This is a genomic window from Roseovarius sp. (assembly GCF_965277045.1).
Taxonomy (GTDB): Bacteria; Pseudomonadota; Alphaproteobacteria; order Rhodobacterales; family Rhodobacteraceae; genus Roseovarius.
This window is the reverse complement of the sequence record NZ_OZ255712.1, coordinates 2,168,210-2,185,587: the sequence shown is the minus strand read 5'-3', so window position 1 is coordinate 2,185,587 and position 17,378 is coordinate 2,168,210. Positions and strand designations below refer to the sequence as shown.

The window sequence follows — 17,378 nt, the reverse complement described above, 5'->3', positions numbered from 1 at the left end:
TTCGGTTACTCCGCAGCGATATTGTGGCCTTCGACGCAGGTCGAGGCGGCTTTTTCCAAGATGTCGAGGCCCTTTTCGAACAGCTCGACCGGGATGGTGAGCGGTGCGAGCACCTTGACCACCTCGTCGAAGCTGCCGGAGGTCTCGATGATCAGGCCGTTGCGGAACGCTTCGCCGCAGATCTGTTCGGCCAGCTCGCCCGAGCCCACATCGACGCCGCGCATCATGCCCCGGCCCTTGAGCCTGGCGCCCGGCACCATGTCGGCGATGCGTTGCAGGCGGGTCTCGAGGATCTTTGCCTTCTCGGCGATCTCGTTCTTGAACGTGTCGTCCGACCAGAACTTCTCGAGCGCGACACGGGCGGTGACAAAGGCGTGCGTGTTGCCGCGGAACGTGCCGTTGTGCTCGGCCGGTTTCCAGATGTCGAGGTCGCGACGGATCAGCAGCGCGGCGAAGGGCAGGCCGAGGCCGGACAGCGATTTCGCCAGCGGGATCATATCGGGTTCGACATCCATGTCGTCGAAGCTGAAGAAGCTGCCGGCGCGGCCGATGCCCGCTTGGATGTCGTCGACGATCAGCAGGGTGCCGTGTTTCTTGGCCAGGCGACCCAGGCGTTCGACCCATTCCTTGGACGCGGCGTTGAGCCCGCCTTCGCCCTGCACCAGTTCCACGAGGAACGCGGCGGGAGCTTCGACACCGGACGAGGGGTTGTCGAGCATCATTTCCATCTGGGCGATCGTATCGACGTCGTCGCCGAACGCGCCTTCGTAGGGCATCCGGTTCACGTCGGGAAGCGACACACCCCCCGCGCCACCGCGTTTCCCGGCATTGCCGGTCGCAGCCAGGGCGCCCATGGTCATGCCGTGGAATCCGTTGGTGAAGGCGATGATGTCGCGCCGGCCTGTGACCTTGCGGGCAAGCTTCAGCGCGGATTCGACGGCGTTGGTGCCGGTCGGTCCGGTCATCATGATCTTGTGATCCATGCCACGCGGCTCGAGGATCAGCTTCTCGAACGTCTCCAGGAACTGCGCCTTGGTGTCGGACATCATGTCGAGCCCGTGGGCGATGCCGTCATTCGAGATGTGCTCGAGCAGGGCCGCCTTCATGTCGGGATCGTTATGGCCGTAGTTCAGCGAGGAACAGCCGGCCAGGAAGTCGATATAGGTGCGACCGTCCACATCGGTCATTTCGGCGCCGGATGCGGAGGTGAAGACCGTGTCGAACCCGCGGCAGTAGCTGCGGGCTTCGGATTCGCGGCGTTCGAACACAGCTTTCGGTGAGGTATGCGTAGACATTACGACCTCTCTTTCAGGAATTGAATGTGAGGGGAAAAGGGTGCGGCCCTGGTTCAGGCCGCTTTTGCAAACTCTTCGGCGAGCGTAATGGTTACGAGGTTTTCAGTCTTGCTTTGACCGTTAAAGTGCTCGTCCTTTTCATAGTACGCCTGAGCGTCGAGTTTGGTTCCGAACTCGTCGGTGAATTTACGGAAGAGCGCCCAGGAGGCGTCGTTATCCGAGGTGATCGTCGTCTGGATGCGCGTCACGCCTTCGCAGGCTTCACGCTCCAGCGCTTCTTTCAGCATCACGGACCCCAAGCCCATGCCACGTGCCGTTTCGGACACGGCGACCTGCCAGACGAACAGGGTCTCGGGATCGCTTGGCATCACGTAGGCCGACACCCAACCGACCGGCTGACCTTCGATCTCGGCCAGCACGCATGTGTCTGCGAAGTGATCGCACTGGATCAGGTTGCAGTACATCGAGTTCTCGTCGAGCGGCTTGCACTCACGGACGAGTTCCCAGATCTCCGAGCCGTCGGTCGGCTCGGGGCAGCGCAGGGTCGGGATCGTTTCTTTTGCAAGGTCGCGGGGCATGGTTTGGTTCTCCGATTTGCTTTGGCAAACAAAGTAGCACTGGGGTGGGGGTACTTCAAGAGGCTAAGCATAATTTTTGTAAAGGTGGTCGGAATGGCCGAATTAACCTTGATTTTAAGGGGTTTGGGTCAAATTTACTTTGGCGCGCCCGGAGGGCCGTTATTAGGCCGTCTAACTACATAGGGCTTCACAAAAGGGTTTTTCGGATATATGTTTAGCTATCCAAACGAAACGCAAAAGGTAGGAATGGACCGCATCGATACCTCATTAGTCGCACTCAGACGCATTCTCCGCGCGACCGACCGTTTCGGCCGCGAAGTGAAGGAATCTGCCGGCGTGACCCCGGCGCAGTTTCGTGTTTTGCAGATCATCGGCGAAACCGGGCAGGCGACCGCGACGGCGATTTCATCGCGGATGCGCGTCACCCAAGCCACGGTCACGTCCCTGGTCGATAAGCTTGTCGGCGAAGGCATGGTTCTGCGCGAGAAGTCGACACGCGACCGGCGCCAGACCAACATCCATCTGACCACGAAGGGCAGGGAGACCTTGGCCAGGGCCCCGGACCCGCTGCAACAGCGATTCGTGCGCAAGTTCTCGGTCATGGAGGACTGGGAACAGGCGATGCTGGTGTCGAGCCTGGAGCGTGTGGCGGCCATGCTGGATGCCGACGAGATAGATGCCGCGCCGGTCCTCGACTCGGGCGATTTCAAAAATCTGTCTGACGCCTGATGGCGCGCTCTGAGGCCGTCGAGGGCCTCAGGACTGGCTGGCTTTGTGCCAGATATCTTTGATCTGCGAAGCGAGCAGCATCGGGTCCACCGGCTTGGTGATGACCGCGGCAGCCCCTTTCCGGCGCAATTCCTGCGAAAAGGAATCTTCCGCCTTGGCGGTCAGAAACACTGTCGGGACAGTCGCCAGCCCGGACTGCTCGGTGATCAGTTTCCAGACTTCCTCGCCGGACATGTCGGGCATCATCATGTCAAGAAGCAGCATTTGCGGTTGCACGGATGCGGCCGCCTCGACGGCCTCCTGCCCCGATGCAAATTGATGAACGTTGAACGAACCGACTGTTTCCAGAGACATCTTGATGATGACGCGGATATCGGCGTCGTCGTCGACGTGCAGGATCGTTTCAAGAGGTTTACTCATTACGCTCATTTCCTCGGACTCTATGGCAGGAAATTTCACGATAGTTGTCATGTTCATGCTCTCGCAACCCCGCGTGTTTCAATCGGATCGGTCCAGAGTACCAGATGCGCGGGGATGCGGAACTGGAAGGTGCTGCCCTGGCCCACTTCGGACGTGAACGAGACAGGGTAGTCGAGACGCTTGAGGATGGCGTCGACGATGGCGAGCCCCAGCCCGGTTCCGGGCCGTTTCGTGCCGTCGCTGGCGCGGGCCTGCGAGAAGGGTTTGAACAGCATTCGAGTCTGATCCTGGGTGATGCCTGGGCCTTCGTCGGAGACGGATACGACGATGCCGCCGTCCTCTTGCGCAATGGCGAATCGCACGGTCGCGCCGGAAGGTGAGTACTTGATGGCGTTGGAGGCGAAGTTGGTAATGACCTGCGCAATGCGGTCGGGGTTGCCCATGACCATAGCGCCGCGCAGGTCGCTCGAGATCTCGAGCTCGATGTCATGTTCGAAGGCGGTGCCGGACACCAGTTCCACGGTGTCATTGAGGCATTCTATAAGGTCCATCTCGGCGATCGAGAAATCCATCTTGTCGCTGTTGATCTTCTCGAGGTCGAGGATATCGTTGACGATCGAGAGCAGGCGATCGGTGTTGCGCACGGCGATGTCGACCACGCTTTGCGTCTTGTCGTCGAGATCGGCGACGACGCCGGCCTTGAGCAGACGCAGCGCCCCGTGGATGGACGTGAGCGGTGTGCGCAACTCGTGGCTGACGGTCGATACGGTCTGCACCTTTTCAAGCTCCAGGCTCTTGCGACCCGTGATGTCGCGCAGGACGGACACGAACACATCCCCCTCGTCGGCGGTGCGGATCAGGCGCGTGGAGACCTCGATAGGGCCGGTAAAATGCGTCAGTTCCAGGGTGATCGAGTCGCGCTCGCCATTGAGAAGGGGAACCGCGGCGCGAAAGAAGGCTTTTTCGTTGAAGGTGGCTGCGGTGTCGCTGATGGTTTTCTCGCGGGCCTCTTCCCTGGTCCAGCCGTGCCGGTCTAGGGCGGCCGCGTTCATGTAGCGGATGCGCAGGGAATCGCTGGTGTAGACATAGACCCCGTCGTGGAGCGACTCGAGAATGGTTTCAAGAAATGCGAGCTCGGTGGGCGACCTGTCGTGCCCGGGGTGCACGGTGTTTGCATGCCTTTGCGGTTTAGACGTCTGTTGCATAGAAGCCCTTTCGAGTCGCGCTTGATGTCGACAGAACCAATGTAACTGAACGCCATGGTGCCGATTGGGCCGGAACGTGGAAAACTTTAGGCAATGTCATAATGATATCCTCATGTCGCAAAACTCAGGCCGCGATCTCCAGGGCTTTCGATTTGATGGGTAAAGTGATGCTGAAAGTGCTGCCGTGACCGATTTCGCTTTCGACCGTGACGGAACCGCCGTGAAGTTCGATCAGTTCGCGGGTGATCGCGAGGCCCAGTCCGGCGCCGGAATTGCGCCGGGTGACGGAGGTGTCGACCTGCACGAAATGGTGGAATATCTGGTCCAGCTGGTCTGCCGGGATGCCGCATCCGGTGTCGCGCACGTGGATGCGCAGATGCGTCTCGTCATGGTCGGATGAGATGTGGACTTCGCCGGTCTGGGTGAACTTGATGGCGTTCCCCACGACGTTGATCAGCGCCTGGCGCAGGCGCTTAGGATCGGCGGTGATGGGCAGGGAAGCAATGTCGGAGGTCAGCGCGATTCCCTTCTCGGCGGCCTTGATTCCAAGGCTGGAGGTCACGGTGCCGACCACCTCCTTTATGTTCAGCGTTTCGAATTCAAGCTCGACCGTTTCGGCCTCGAGCTTGGCGCGGTCGAGCACGTCGTTGATCAGCGCCAGCAGGTGATCGCTGGACGTGGTGATGCGGCCGGACATGCCAACCACCTCTTCGCGCAGGTCCTTGAGCGCCTTCAGACGTTCCGCGTCGGACGCATCGTCGCGCAGTTTGCTGTCGAGGGCTTTGTAGCCCGGCAGGACATCCACGTTTTCGAGGAACCGGGCATAGCCGATGACCGAGGTCAGGGGCGTGCGCAGTTCGTGACTGATGATGTTGAGGAAGTTGTTTTTCGCCTGGTTCGCCGCCTCGGCCTTTTCGCGGGCCTGCTTGAGTTCGGTGATATCGACGCGGAACCCGACCGTGTTGCCGTCGGGCGAGCGGGTTTCGGCCACCTTCAACCAGCGTCCGTCGCCCAGCTTCTGCTCGATCGGCGCGGTCGGATTTGCGTGTTTGGCGAGACGTTCCTCGAGCCATTCCTCTTCGCGACCGAGGGCATCGGTGTACTGGCCGTTCTTGAGCCCCTCGCGCAGGATGTCCTCGAAGGTGTTGCCGGGGACGATCGCGTCGCGCGACAGTTCGTAGTAGGACAGGTATTTCTCGTTGGCAAAGACAAGGCGGTCGCGTGAATCATACAAGGCGAACCCGTCTTCGATGGAATTGATTGCCGAGCGCAGCTGGCCTTCGGCGGCACGCTTGGATCGGTACATGGTCCATAGTGCCAGGATCATGGCGCCCAGGAAACCGATGGCGAGAAAGCTGAGCGCCCATACCAGGTTCTTCATCCCGCTCCCGGTGGGCCAGCCAGCGGTGGGGACAAGGCCAATCTGCCAGGTGCTGCCGTCGGCAATGACGTGGCGCAGGACGGGCCTGTTGGCGAAAGTCTCTTGCGAACCGTAGAGCATATTTATCGGGTGCTGGTCATCGCCCAGGCTGCGGATCGCGATGTCATACAGCATGAAACCGTGGCTCTGGGAAATCTCGGTCAGCAGGCGGTCGCGGTCGATGACGATCGACACGATACCGGTGGCAATGCGGGACATGTCGCTGTCGTTCGAAGCGTAGTACGGCATGCGCTGGACGAAGGCCTGTCCACCCTGAACGAGATCCACGGGACCCTGCAACGACGTCTCGCCGAACTGCAAAGCCTTGTCGACGCCGATCAACTGCTGCGGCACGAGGCGGTAATCCAGACCGATGGCCTTTTCATTGCCGGCGACCGGATAGATCTGTTCCACGATATAGCCGCGCGACCGTCCGACCAAGAGGATCGCAGGCGTCCGCGCAATCAGGGGCGCAACCAGGGCGCCGAAGCTTTCCTGCGTGACATCGGGGGATTGTTCGATCGCGTGGCGAATAGCGCGAGTGATGACATCGACCTTGGTCAGTTCGCGTTGCAATGCAGTTGCGATTGCATCTGCGTCATCATGCGCTTCATCATGCGCGGCTTGTCGCGCAAGGTTGAGAAGGTGCGCATTGATCTTGCTGGCCGCAAGCGCGGTCAACGCCAGAACGAGCACGATCGTGAGTGACACCGATATCCAACTTTCGCGATATCGGCAAAAGTTCCAAAGTCTTTTTACTCGTTCATCCACACCAAATGCCCCTTCTTCGGTGGTTGGGGGATCTGTGCGTACCCGGGGTTTGCCCCTCTTGACCGCGCAGACCAATCAGCTCTCCGTCAGGTGATGCTCCATAAGATCGAGAAACAATTCGATCCGTTCGTTCAGTCCGGTCCGTTCAGATTGTGACAAGTCCTGTCCCGCGGCCGTGGTGACGTGCTCTTCCAGCGCGCGCGCCTGCGTCGACAGGTCGTGAAGTCCAAGGCTTCCGGCAACGCCGCATATGCGGTGCGCCTCGAAGCCGACGGTTTCGAGCGCTGCGGCCGGGTCGGCGTCCAGCGCGATCCGGGCGGCTTCGATCCGGCAGATCCGTGCGTCGAGCCCGGCGCAGAACTGAACGCGCATGTCGTCCAGTGCGCGACTGATCGCGGTGCGTGCGGGATCGGCGGGGTGCCGGTTGGCGGAGGCGTTCATGCGATGGCCTGCATCGGGTGATGATCCTCGACTTTTCCGGTCGCGCGACGGGCGCGGTCGATCAGGCTGGTCGGGCATTGCATGCGAAACAACCCGGTGCGGACGGGCGTACCGACCGTCACCCGCGGAAGCGTCATGTCGATGGCGTCATAGCGCAGGCGCAAAGCCTCGAGCTCTTGGGTGAGGTTTTCCTCGATGCGCGCGCAATCGACATTGGGCTGGTCGAGCAGAAGGGCGACGATATCGCCGCTGCCCGGGCAGGTCAGCATGTGCGGAAACGCCGAAAGCGCCCGCGATACGGCCTGTGCCATGTCGCCGATCAGGACCGCGTAGTAGGTGGAGTCCATCATCTTGAAATAGGTTTCCGCCATGGGCAGGTTGACGCAGATGGCGGAGGTCTGGCGCAGGCGCAGGTTGCCCTGCTTGAGAAGAAAGTTCTCCATCGACACCAAGCTGACGGCACCTTCGACGTCGTCGAGAATGATCTCGCCGTCGAACGCGGCGGTGGGGAACAGGATGGCTTCCTGCTTGAGCACATGTTCGTGCAGCAACCGCGCTTGGGCGCGCTCGGCAAGAATGTTGCGGGCCATTTCCAGGCGGATCTTCAGTTCGACCATTTCGAGCGGCTTGGTGATGTAGTCGTTGGCACCCGCCATGAAGGCGGCGTCGATGGACGCCTTGTCGGTCAGCGCGGAGAGCATCACGATGGGTGTCGCCTGGTGGTGCGGAATTGCCCGCAGCTTCCGAACCAGTTCGATCCCGTCCATCGGCATCATGCGGATGTCGACGATGAAGCACTCCACGGGCTTGGTCTTGGCGGCAGCGATCTGCAGGGCCTCCGGCCCGGTAAAGGCGGTTTCGACGTCCCTGTAGCCCAGCTGTTCAAGCCGCGTTCTGAGCAAGTCGCAGAAGATCGGCTCGTCATCAATCGCAAGGATCCGCATTGTTTCTCTTTCCAGCCTATTATTCTGTTCGCTCCCTGATTGTTCTCGCCCAATTCGGGCATTATTGTGGCGCAACGTTGAAATAAAGAGATTTTTCAAAGATTAATCGCGCCAGGGTGGTGTTGGCGTTCTCGGTGGGGCGCGACGGGCCGCTATGCAACGCACCAGTGCTGCAATCTGTGGGTGTTCGGTACCGGCGGTTCAGCCCGGATCCGTCTGCTCAGGCAGGGCGCTCGCGCCGGGTGCGTCGCCGGTGGCGACAAGAGCGATATCGCCGTCCCAGTGGCGTTGCAGATGCCTGGCGGCTTGCCAGGCTCGCAGGCCGGAGCGACAGGCAAAAACCGCGCGCTGTCCGGTCGCGGGGGGCTGGAGCCGGCCCGCGATGACGTCCGAGACGCTGCGCCGCTGTGCACGGGGGGAGACAGGGTTCGGCGCTTCCTCGGTGCCGCGAAGGTCCACGACGACATCGGTGTGCTTGAGCTGGTCGGTCGCGATGAAATGCAGGCCTTCCGCAGGCTCGGGGGCCGTGTCGAAGCGGAAGCTGCTGCTGCGAAACGCCTGCATGTCGACAGTGAGCACCTGGCCCAGCGGGGACGGCGTCTGCCCGGTGAGGCAGGCCAGCGCCATCTGGGCCTGCGCCGCGCCGATCATGCCCACCACCGGCCCCATCACGCCCGCCGTGGCGCAGGTGGCGGCGCGGTCGGGAAGATCGGGAAACACGGCGCGCAGCGAGGGCGCGGTGCCGCAGAAGCCGCCGACATAGCCCGAAACACCCAGCACCGAGGCGCTGACAAGGGGCACGCCGGCGGCAAGGCACGTGTCGGAGAGGATGTAGCTGACCGCAAAACTGTCGGCGCAATCGAGCACCAGGCTGGCCTGCGCCACGAGGTCGGGCGCGTTTGCGGGATCAAGCGGGCAGGCAAGGGGGACAATGCGGCAGTCGGTGTTGAGGCGGCGCAACGTGTCCTGCGCGGCCTCGACCTTGGGCCTGCCGATGTCGTCTTCGCGAAAGAGTGTCTGGCGATGCAGGTTGCCCAGAGAAACCGTATCGCCATCCACCAGGGTCAGCCGTCCGATGCCCGCGCCCACCAGGTATTGCAGCGCCGGGGCGCCCAATCCGCCGGCTCCGACCACAAGCACATGCGCCGCCTTCAGCGCGACCTGTCCGGCCTCGCCCATGCCCGGCAGGCAGGTCTGGCGGACATAGCGGGTCATCGGGTTGCCGCCAGCCATGCGCGGACGCGGTCCTCGGGGCTGTCGTTAAGGGTGATGTCGGTGACCGCGGCCACCACGTCCGCGCCTGCCTCGAAAGCGCCGGGCGCGCGCTCCACCGACAGGCCGCCGATGGCGATCAGGGGCAGGTCGCCGACCAGGCCGCGCCATTGCGTCAGACGGTCGAGGCCCTGTTCGTGCCATTTCATCTTTTTCAGGATGGTGGGATAGATCGGACCCAAGGCGATGTAATCGGGATCGAGCGCAAGGGCGCGCTTGAGTTCGGCCCTGTCATGGGTACTTACGCCGAAGCGCAGGCCGGCATCGCGGATGGCGGATATGTCAGCTGTATCAAGGTCTTCCTGGCCGAGGTGGATGTAGCTGCAGCCGGTGTTGATCGCCTCTTGCCAGTGGTCGTTGACGACAAGGGTGCAGGCGTGGCGCTCGCACACGGCCCTGGACCGCAGGATATGGTCGCGCAGGGTGTCAGTTGCCGCATCCTTCACGCGCAGCTGCACCAGCTTGATGCCAAGCGGGACCAGCCGCTCGATCCAGTCGGCGTTGTCGAAGATGGGGTAGAAGCGGTCCAGTCTCATTCAAGAAACGCCTTGCCAAGAACCGGGGTGGAGGGGGCGGCCATGTCGCGCGGCTCCATCGGGTCGGCGGACTGCGCCAGTTTTCCGGCCTTGAGGGCGAGGGCGAAGGCTTCGGCCATGGCCGCCGGATCGGCCGCCTTGGCCACGGCGGTGTTGAGAAGGATCGCGTCGTAGCCCAGTTCCATCGCCGCCGTGGCTTGCGAGGGCAGACCCAGCCCGGCGTCGATCACCAGCGGCACGTCCGGGAAATGCGCCCGGAGCGCGCGCAGGCCGAAGATGTTGTTCAGGCCGAGCCCCGATCCGATGGGCGCGCCCCAGGGCATCAGCACCTCGCAGCCCGCGTTGAGCAGACGGTCTGCCACGACGAGATCCTCGGTGGCGTAGGGAAAGACCTGAAAGCCGTCTTCGGTCAGGATGCGGGCGGCCTCGACCAAGCCGAAGACATCGGGTTGCAGGGTGTCTTCCTCGCCGATGACCTCGAGCTTGATCCAGGGCGTGTCGAAGACCTCGCGCGCCATGTGGGCGGTTGTCACGGCCTCTTTCACGCTGTGGCATCCGGCAGTGTTGGGCAGGATATGCACGCCCAGGTCGCGGATCAGGTTCCAGAAATCCTGTCCGGCGCGGTCCTGCCCGCTTTCGCGGCGCAGCGACACGGTGGCGACGCTGGCGCCGCTGCGCCGGAATGCCTCGGCCAGTATGGCGGGCGACGGATATTGCGCGGTGCCCAGCATGAAGCCGTTGGCCAGCGTGGTGCCGTAGAAGTCGCGCATCGCTCAGCCGCCCTGCATCGGGGCCAGAACCTCGATGCTGTCGCCGTCCGCCAGAGCGTGATCGCCGCGCAGGGAGGCGGGCACGAACGTGCCGTTCACCGCTGTCGCCACCTTGGCGTCGCCATAGCCGTGGGCGTCCAGCAGATCGGCCAGGGTGGCGGCCTCGGCGTGCACTGGCGTGCCGTTAAGCTGCAATCTCATCGGAAACCTCCGGTGTCTTGTCGTGAAGGATCAGGTCCGCGACCATGCGCGCGAGGGCCGGCGCCAGAAGGAAGCCGTGCCGGTAGAGTCCGTTGGCCCGGATCAGGTTCCCCTCGCGGCGGATTCGGGGCAGGTTGTCGGGAAAGGCGGGGCGGCTGTCGACACCGATCTCGACCACCTCGGCTTCGCCGAAGGCGGGGTTGAGCGCATAGGCCGTGCCCAGCAGTTCCAGCATCGCACGGGCGGTGACGTGCCGGCCCGCGTGGCCCTCGACCATCGTGGCCCCCAGCATGTAGAGGCCGTCACCCCGGGGCACGGCATAGATCGGCACGCGGGGGTGCAGCACGCGGACGGGGCGTGTCAGTGACACGTCCGGGCACGAGAGGATCATCATCTCGCCCTTGACGCCGCGCAGGTCGGCAAGCCGGTCGCGCGCCGCAAAGCCGCGGCAGTCGATGGTAAGGCCGTTCCGCGCATGGGCTTCGGGGTCGGCCTCTTCCTGAATGAGCTTCGCGCCATCGGCGGCAAGGCTGTCGCGCAGCGCGGCGAGGGCGGCGCGGGGAGAAAGATGCGCCTCGGTGTCGAAAAAGAGGCCCCGCGTGAAACGGGTGCCGAGGTCGGGCTCGAGCTGCGAGATCTCGGGGCCGGTGACGGCGCGGTGGCCGCTCGTCAGGCGGGCAAAGCGGGCAAGATCGGCCTTGTCGCGCCCGGGCGACACGACAAGAGAGCCGCGCCGCCGGACAATGGCGCCGGTTTGTGCCTCCCACCAGTCGGCGGCCTCGCAGCCCAGCCGCACCACGGCCTCTTCGGCGCTTTCGCCTTCGCAATGGGGCGCCAGCATTCCGCCGGCCCACCAGGAGCAGGCATGCGGACCCGGCGCGCCGTGCCGATCGACCAGGGTCACCTCGGCCCCACGGTCCAGCAGGGTGCGGGCGACACAAAGACCGGCGACGCCGGCGCCTATGACGACAACGGATGTCATACCGATGCGCCTGGCCGGCAGATGGATGGCGTGAGGGTCATTCGGCGCGCCTCTTTGCTTGGGGCGTGCCAACGCGGAACGGAGATAAGTGCTGTCGGTGCACGTTCTACCCGTTCCCTACGCCGGTATTGCCCGGATCAGGTTCGACGGGTCGGTGTACGCACCTCTCAGCCCTGGCGGGCCCCCCGACGGATGATATGTGGCCTGCGGACCGGAACGATGCGCCCCGGTGCAGCTTCGTGGGTCATGGATACGTGACGTTGTCTCATTCTGCAACATGCGAAACTGGACGATTGCGGCGCCGGGTTCCGCAACGTGCTGCGCAACGGGCAGGCCCGGTGGCCGAATTTTGCCGTCCGGCTTGACCTTTCGGCGGCGGCAGGCGTTATTCTTTTCCAGACGTAATGGAAGGGATTTCCGGTGTTCGGATCGCGTACCTCGTTTCTGCCCTGGAAGGGTTTTGTCGCCTCGGCCTTTGTCGTGGTGCTGGGAGGCGGTGCTGTGCTGGCGCAGACGGAAACGGCCGAGCCGTTGCCGGAACCGCCTGCAACCACTGTCAGCCCGCTGGATTCGCCCAGGGAGTCGCAAGAGGGCGCCGGGATCGACGTCATGGGCGCAGAGACAGACCGCGATGCGCCTGCGGTGACGGAACCCGCCGCCGCCGAGGATCCCGGAACGGCCGATGCGGCCGAGACGGAGGTGGCCGAAGCGACACCGTCCCTGGTGGAGCAGGTGGCGGCCTGCTATGCCGGCACGTCCGATGCGGCCAGCGACGAAGAGGTGCGGTTGCAGTTCGTGCTGGACAGCGCGGGGCTGCTGCTGGGGATCCCCGAGCATGTCGGCGCGGAGTCGCAATCGGCCGTCCAGCGGCGACTGTTTCTGGATGCCGTTGTCGCGCTGGAAGAGTGCGCGCCCTATTCCGTCAGCGGGGTCGAGACCACGTACGCGGCGACGTTCACCCAGGCCGCGGTCACGTCGATTGCTGTTCTCGACACGGCAGGCCCGCCCGAGACGCCGCCTGTGCTTGGCACGGCGCGCGTGGATCAGACGGCGTCGGCCACCGAGGATATCGAGGCCGCACTGGATCTGTCGCGCGACGAGCGACGCGAGATCCAGAATCGCCTGCGCTTGGTCGAGTACGATCCGGGCGGCGCGGACGGGGTGTTCGGGCCGAACACGCGCACCGCGATTTCCACGTGGCAGGAGGCGCGCGGCTTTCCCGTCAGCGGCTATTTCAACGACGTGCAGCTGGCCGCGCTGCGGGAAGAAAGCCAGGCCGAATACGAGGCGTTTCAGCGGACCGAGCCCAAGCCCAAGCCAAAACGCAAGGCCAAGAGGGTGCGCGTCTGCAAACGCGGTGTGTTCGGCGTGCTTTACGACTGCAGGTTCGTCTGGCGCTGACGCGCCGGGCGCCGGCCTGCACACTCGGCTTTGCGCGGGGTCCGGACGATCGGCAATTATTCAGCCATGCCGGGAACTTGAGCGCAGTTGCGGCGTTCTTTCGTCGGAACGGAAAGTCGGGCAATGGGTCTGGGACAGATTTCTAGAAGGATGAGTGAACGGCGTGGGCACGGCGCATGGGCGCCGGCGTGTCATCTTTCGCGTGCCCGCGGACCGCAGGGCGTGACGCCATGAGCCGCGATGCCGAAGCCCCCACGACGCATCCGCTGACGGACGTGATTTCGCGGATCAGGTCGCTGGCCGATCAACCCGAGGTTACCATCGATGAGATTGTCGGTGCCGCAGGGCAGGCGGGCATCCTGCCACTGATCTTCGTGCCGGCCCTGATCGCAGCCACGCCGCTGTCGGGCATTCCCGGCGTGTCGATGGTGTGCGGGCTGTTGATCGCGCTTTTTTCCGCCGAGATGATCCTGGGCCTGAAAGAGTTCTATTTGCCCGAAAAGTTGAAGAAAAAGACGTTTGACGGTGCCAAGCTGGACCACGCCATGCGGCAGATCCTGCCGATCATGCAATGGATAGAGCGCCATACCGGACAGCGCCTATCCTTCCTTTTCCATCGCCCGATGACCTGGGTGCCGCAGTTGATCTGCCTGATGACCGGGCTGGCCATGCCGTTTCTGGAGTTCATTCCGTTCTCGGGGTCTGTCGCGGCCACAGGTGTCTGCCTGCTGGTCATGGCCATGTTGACAAGGGACGGCGTGGTATTTCTGCTGGCGCTTCTGCCTTACGTGATCGGCGGGGTGTTGATCGCGCGGTTCCTGTTGTGAGGCGACTGGCGATTGCGGCCTCGGTCATCGGGCTGGGCGCGTGCACCGGACCGCAATCGGTGCTGGATCCGGCGGGGCGCGATGCCGAAGTGCTGGCGACCCTGTTCTGGGTGATGCTGGGCGGGGCGGTGGTGCTGTGGGTCGCCTTGAACGGGCTGATCTATTTCGTGACCAAGATTGCGCCGCGCCCGCTGAATGCGCGTGCGGCCGAGGCGCTGATTATCGGCGGCGGTGTGGTGGTGCCTGTGATCCTGCTGTCGATCTTGCTGGCCTATGCGCTGAACGAGATGCCCAGGCAGAGGGACGAGGGCGAGGGATTGCGCGTGGAGGTCACGGGTCACCAGTTCTGGTGGCGGGTGGCCTATTGGCCCGAGGGCGCGGAGGTGCCGGTAATGGCGGCTAACGAGGTGCGGCTGCCCACAGGTCAGCGCAGCGAGATCACGCTGAACGCCGAGCGGGTGATCCATTCGTTCTGGATCCCCGCGCTGGGCGGCAAGACCGACATGATCCCTGGGCGCGAGACGCGGATGTCGCTGGAGCCGACCACGCCGGGCGAGTATCGCGGGCAGTGCACCGAGTTCTGCGGCGAAAGCCATGCCTACATGGCCTTCGGCGCGGTTGTGATGCAGCCCGAGGCGTTCGAGGCGTGGCTGGAGCGCGAGGCGGCACCGGCGGTGGCACCGGCCAGCGCCGAGGCACGGCGCGGGGCAGAGCTGTTTCTGTCCGAAGGCTGTGGCGGTTGTCACGCCGTGCGCGGCACCGAGGCCGAGGGTCAGGTCGGCCCGGACCTGACGCATCTGGCCTCGCGGGTATCGCTGGCGGCGGGCATCCTGCCGATGACCGAGGACGCGCTGCGCGACTGGGTACGCGACCCGGCAGAGTTCAAGCCCGGGGTCGAGATGCCGGGCTATGACCACCTGTCGGATGAAGACTTGTCGGCGCTGGCGGCCTATCTTGGGGGACTGGAATGAGCGAAACCGACACCCCCCAAGGCACCGCCCGGCGCGTCGATGGCGGCAAGGTTTTCGACGCAGGCCCCGAGGGTTCCTATCCGCCGACCGAGGAGATGCTGGATGCGCCCGTCGACCCGAAAGTGAAAGCCAGGCGCGAGGCGGATCTTAGGAAAGCCTGGGAGACGCCGAAAGGCTGGCGTTACTGGTCGGCGGTCAACAACACCGAGGTGGGGGTGTGGTACTCGCTGACTGCGTTTTTCTTCATGCTGTGCGCGGGCGTGCTGGCGCTGTTGATGCGTATCCAGCTGGCGGTGCCGGACAACGATTTCCTGAGCGCGGACCGTTTCAACCAGTTCTTCACCATGCACGGCTCGGCGATGATGTTCCTGTTTGCCGTGCCGATGTTCGAGGCGGTGTCGATCCTGATCCTGCCCGCCTTTCTGGGGGCGCGGGACATGCCGTTTCCGCGCCTGTCGGCCTATGGCTACTGGTCGTTCCTGATCGGTGGGATCTTCGTGCTGGGGTCGATCCTGTTCAATGTCGCGCCCAGTTCGGGCTGGTTCATGTATCCGCCGCTTGCGACCGAGCAGGAGGGGATCGGGCCGGACATCTGGCTGCTGGGCCTGTCGTTCATCGAGGTCGCGTCGATTGCCGCGGCGGTGGAGCTGATCGTGGGCACGATCAAGTGCCGTCCGCCGGGGATGCGGATCAACCTGATGCCGCTTTACGCGTGGTATGTGCTGGTTGTGGGGGTGATGATACTTTTCGCGTTTCCGCCGCTCATCGCTGGGGACTTCCTGTTCGAGCTGCAACGCTCGATGGATTGGCCGTTCTTCGATCCCGACCGGGGCGGCGACCCTTTATTGTGGCAGCACCTGTTCTGGATCTTCGGCCACCCGGAAGTCTATATCGTCTTCCTGCCGTCCATCGCCATCGCAGCGATGATCGTGCCTACCGCGGCACAGCGGCCCATGGTGGGGTATTCCTGGATCGTGCTGTCGGCGGTGGGCGTGGGATTCCTGAGCTTTGGCCTGTGGGTCCACCACATGTTCACCACAGGGTTGCCGTCGCTATCTCTGGGCTTCTTTTCGGCGGCGTCCGAGGCGGTGGTGATCCCCACGGGCGTGCAGATCTTCGCCTTTGTCGCGACGCTGATGGTGGGCCGGGTGACGATGAGCCAGCCGATGCTGTGGATCGCGGGTGCCTTGGCGATTTTCACGGCGGGCGGGCTGACCGGCGTGATGGTGGCCATCGCGCCCTTCGACTGGCAGGTGCATGACACCTATTTCATCGTGGCGCACCTGCATTACACGCTTTTCGGCGGCATGGTCTTTCCGATCATAGGCGGGATCTATTATTTCTACCCGTTCATCACCAAGAAGAAGATGTCGGACCGGCTGAGCAAATGGGCCTTCTGGCTGACTTTTTCGGGCTTCAATATCTGTTTCCTGCCGATGCACCTGACCGGCTTGCAGGGGATGCCGCGGCGCGTCGTCACCTACCCGGAAGCTGCCGGGTGGAACGTGCTGAACATGGTGTCGACATTGGGCAGCTTCATCGTGGCGGCGGGCATCCTCGTCTTTGCGTGGGATCTGCTGCGGCCAAAGGGCAGGCAGCCGCTGACCGAGCGGAACCCGTGGAACGCGGGTACGCTGGAGTGGTCGCATGACGTGCCGGAGGAGGCGTGGGGCGTGCGGTCGGTGCCGTATATCTCGTCGCGCTATCCGCTGTGGGAGCAGCCGAAATTCCTGGAGCGGTTCGACGACGGAAAGTTCTATATCCCCGACGCGCCCGAGGGAAAGCGCGAGACCATCGTGACCTCGGCGGTGGATGCGGTGCCGCAGGCGGTGGTGCAGGTCACCGGGCCGGCCTGGGTCACGCTGTGGGCGGCGGCGTTCACCGGCGGCGCGTTCATCCTGCCGGTGTTCAAGTTCTACTGGCTGTCGGCGTTTTCGGGCGTGTGTGCGGTGGCCTGCGTGATTTACTGGCTGTGGACGTCGACCGCGCAGGTGCCGAAAGACCCGATGCGGGACGCTGGCCTTGGCCTGCACCTGCCAGTCTATGTGACCGGGCCCAAGGCGCCGGGGTGGTGGGCCGTCTTCATCACCATGCTGGGGGATGCAACGGCCTTTGCCAGCCTCGTCTTCGGCGTGTTCTTCTTCTGGACGGCGCGGCCGGATTTCCCGCCCGAGGGCGCGGCGCTGCCCGACATGACGTGGGCGCTGATGGCCCTGCTGGCCTTTGTGGTCGCCTGGCGCGCGATGGTGGCGGCGCGAGAGCTGAACCGGGGCGGGCGACAGGGCCTGGCTCGCTGGTGCATCGTCGGTGCTGTGCTGGCGACCCTTGCGGCGCTGGGGGGTATGTGGCTGGCGGTCGTGGTGCCGGGGCTGCAACCCGAGACGCACGCTTTTCCGGCGGTGATGTACGCGCTGACGGTCTGGACCTCGGCGCATTGCGTGCTGGCGATCGTGATGCTGCTTTATTGCCTGGCGGGCAGCGTGTTCGGCAAGCTGACGCAGCTTTATGATGCCGATCTGCGCAACACGACGCTGTTCTGGCATTTCATGTGCCTGTCAGGGGTGATCACGACGCTACTGGTCGGCGTGGCCCCGAGGCTGATGTGAGGCGGATGA

The 17,378-nt window shown here is 63.8% G+C and carries 17 protein-coding genes and 1 riboswitch; of the genes, 5 read left to right on the top strand and 12 right to left on the bottom strand.

Features of this window, described 5'->3' with window-relative positions:
• Positions 1 to 5: 5 nt before the first annotated feature.
• Positions 6 to 1,295 (bottom strand): diaminobutyrate--2-oxoglutarate transaminase, encoded by a 1,290-nt coding sequence (ectB, locus tag ACQY4V_RS11015; RefSeq protein WP_428511626.1) that lies wholly within the window; start codon positions 1,293 to 1,295, stop codon positions 6 to 8.
• A 53-nt stretch (positions 1,296 to 1,348) separates the two neighbouring features.
• On the bottom strand, positions 1,349 to 1,873 hold the full coding sequence (gene ectA, locus ACQY4V_RS11010) for a diaminobutyrate acetyltransferase (protein WP_428511624.1): 525 nt from the start codon (positions 1,871 to 1,873) through the stop codon (positions 1,349 to 1,351).
• A 246-nt stretch (positions 1,874 to 2,119) separates the two neighbouring features.
• On the opposite strand from ectA, the gene ACQY4V_RS11005 reads away from it, so the two are divergent.
• A complete protein-coding gene (locus tag ACQY4V_RS11005; RefSeq protein ID WP_152497825.1) occupies positions 2,120 to 2,602 on the top strand; it encodes a MarR family winged helix-turn-helix transcriptional regulator in 483 nt (160 codons plus the stop codon).
• A gap of 27 nt (positions 2,603 to 2,629) precedes the next feature.
• On the opposite strand, the gene ACQY4V_RS11000 is transcribed toward ACQY4V_RS11005, so the two are convergent.
• From ACQY4V_RS11000 to ACQY4V_RS10955, 10 genes are all read right to left on the bottom strand, one after another.
• Positions 2,630 to 3,073: a response regulator gene (locus tag ACQY4V_RS11000; RefSeq protein ID WP_428511622.1), complete on the bottom strand. Its 444-nt coding sequence runs from the start codon at positions 3,071 to 3,073 to the stop codon at positions 2,630 to 2,632.
• Positions 3,074 to 3,075: 2 nt separating this feature from the next.
• Positions 3,076 to 4,188 carry an ATP-binding protein gene (locus ACQY4V_RS10995; RefSeq protein ID WP_428511620.1) on the bottom strand — a complete coding sequence of 371 codons (1,113 nt, stop codon included), beginning with the start codon at positions 4,186 to 4,188 and terminating at the stop codon, positions 3,076 to 3,078.
• A 163-nt stretch (positions 4,189 to 4,351) separates the two neighbouring features.
• On the bottom strand, positions 4,352 to 6,358 hold the full coding sequence (locus ACQY4V_RS10990) for an ATP-binding protein (protein ID WP_428511618.1): 2,007 nt from the start codon (positions 6,356 to 6,358) through the stop codon (positions 4,352 to 4,354).
• A 135-nt stretch (positions 6,359 to 6,493) separates the two neighbouring features.
• Positions 6,494 to 6,859 (bottom strand): Hpt domain-containing protein, encoded by a 366-nt coding sequence (locus ACQY4V_RS10985; protein ID WP_428511616.1) that lies wholly within the window; start codon positions 6,857 to 6,859, stop codon positions 6,494 to 6,496.
• Positions 6,856 to 7,803 (bottom strand): response regulator, encoded by a 948-nt coding sequence (locus tag ACQY4V_RS10980; RefSeq protein ID WP_428511614.1) that lies wholly within the window; start codon positions 7,801 to 7,803, stop codon positions 6,856 to 6,858. The genes ACQY4V_RS10985 and ACQY4V_RS10980 overlap by 4 nt, the downstream gene beginning before the upstream one ends.
• Positions 7,804 to 8,004: 201 nt before the next feature.
• The gene (locus ACQY4V_RS10975) at positions 8,005 to 9,036 is read right to left on the bottom strand and encodes a ThiF family adenylyltransferase (protein ID WP_428511612.1); all 1,032 of its coding nucleotides are present in this window, start codon (positions 9,034 to 9,036) and stop codon (positions 8,005 to 8,007) included.
• A complete protein-coding gene (locus ACQY4V_RS10970; RefSeq protein ID WP_428511610.1) occupies positions 9,015 to 9,611 on the bottom strand; it encodes a thiamine phosphate synthase in 597 nt (198 codons plus the stop codon). The genes ACQY4V_RS10975 and ACQY4V_RS10970 overlap by 22 nt, the downstream gene beginning before the upstream one ends.
• Entirely contained in the window at positions 9,608 to 10,381 is a 774-nt protein-coding gene (locus ACQY4V_RS10965; protein WP_428511608.1) for a thiazole synthase, read from the bottom strand. The genes ACQY4V_RS10970 and ACQY4V_RS10965 overlap by 4 nt, the downstream gene beginning before the upstream one ends.
• A gap of 3 nt (positions 10,382 to 10,384) precedes the next feature.
• A complete protein-coding gene (gene thiS / locus ACQY4V_RS10960) occupies positions 10,385 to 10,582 on the bottom strand; it encodes a sulfur carrier protein ThiS (RefSeq protein ID WP_152497832.1) in 198 nt (65 codons plus the stop codon).
• Positions 10,566 to 11,564, bottom strand: coding sequence for an FAD-dependent oxidoreductase (locus tag ACQY4V_RS10955; protein ID WP_428511605.1), 999 nt, complete (start codon positions 11,562 to 11,564; stop codon positions 10,566 to 10,568). The genes thiS and ACQY4V_RS10955 overlap by 17 nt, the downstream gene beginning before the upstream one ends.
• Positions 11,565 to 11,661: 97 nt before the next feature.
• Positions 11,662 to 11,762, bottom strand: a riboswitch (TPP riboswitch).
• A gap of 222 nt (positions 11,763 to 11,984) precedes the next feature.
• On the opposite strand from ACQY4V_RS10955, the gene ACQY4V_RS10950 reads away from it, so the two are divergent.
• The 4 genes from ACQY4V_RS10950 (at position 11,985) to ctaD (ending at position 17,369) form a co-directional block, all read left to right on the top strand.
• Positions 11,985 to 12,965, top strand: a complete 981-nt coding sequence (locus tag ACQY4V_RS10950) for a peptidoglycan-binding domain-containing protein (protein ID WP_428511603.1) — start codon at positions 11,985 to 11,987, stop codon at positions 12,963 to 12,965.
• Positions 12,966 to 13,195: 230 nt separating this feature from the next.
• Positions 13,196 to 13,792, top strand: a complete 597-nt coding sequence (locus ACQY4V_RS10945) for an exopolysaccharide biosynthesis protein (RefSeq protein WP_428511601.1) — start codon at positions 13,196 to 13,198, stop codon at positions 13,790 to 13,792.
• Positions 13,789 to 14,763 (top strand): cytochrome c oxidase subunit II, encoded by a 975-nt coding sequence (gene coxB / locus ACQY4V_RS10940; protein ID WP_428511599.1) that lies wholly within the window; start codon positions 13,789 to 13,791, stop codon positions 14,761 to 14,763. The genes ACQY4V_RS10945 and coxB overlap by 4 nt, the downstream gene beginning before the upstream one ends.
• A gap of 95 nt (positions 14,764 to 14,858) precedes the next feature.
• Positions 14,859 to 17,369 (top strand): cytochrome c oxidase subunit I, encoded by a 2,511-nt coding sequence (ctaD, locus tag ACQY4V_RS10935; protein WP_428517223.1) that lies wholly within the window; start codon positions 14,859 to 14,861, stop codon positions 17,367 to 17,369.
• Positions 17,370 to 17,378 lie beyond the last annotated feature (9 nt).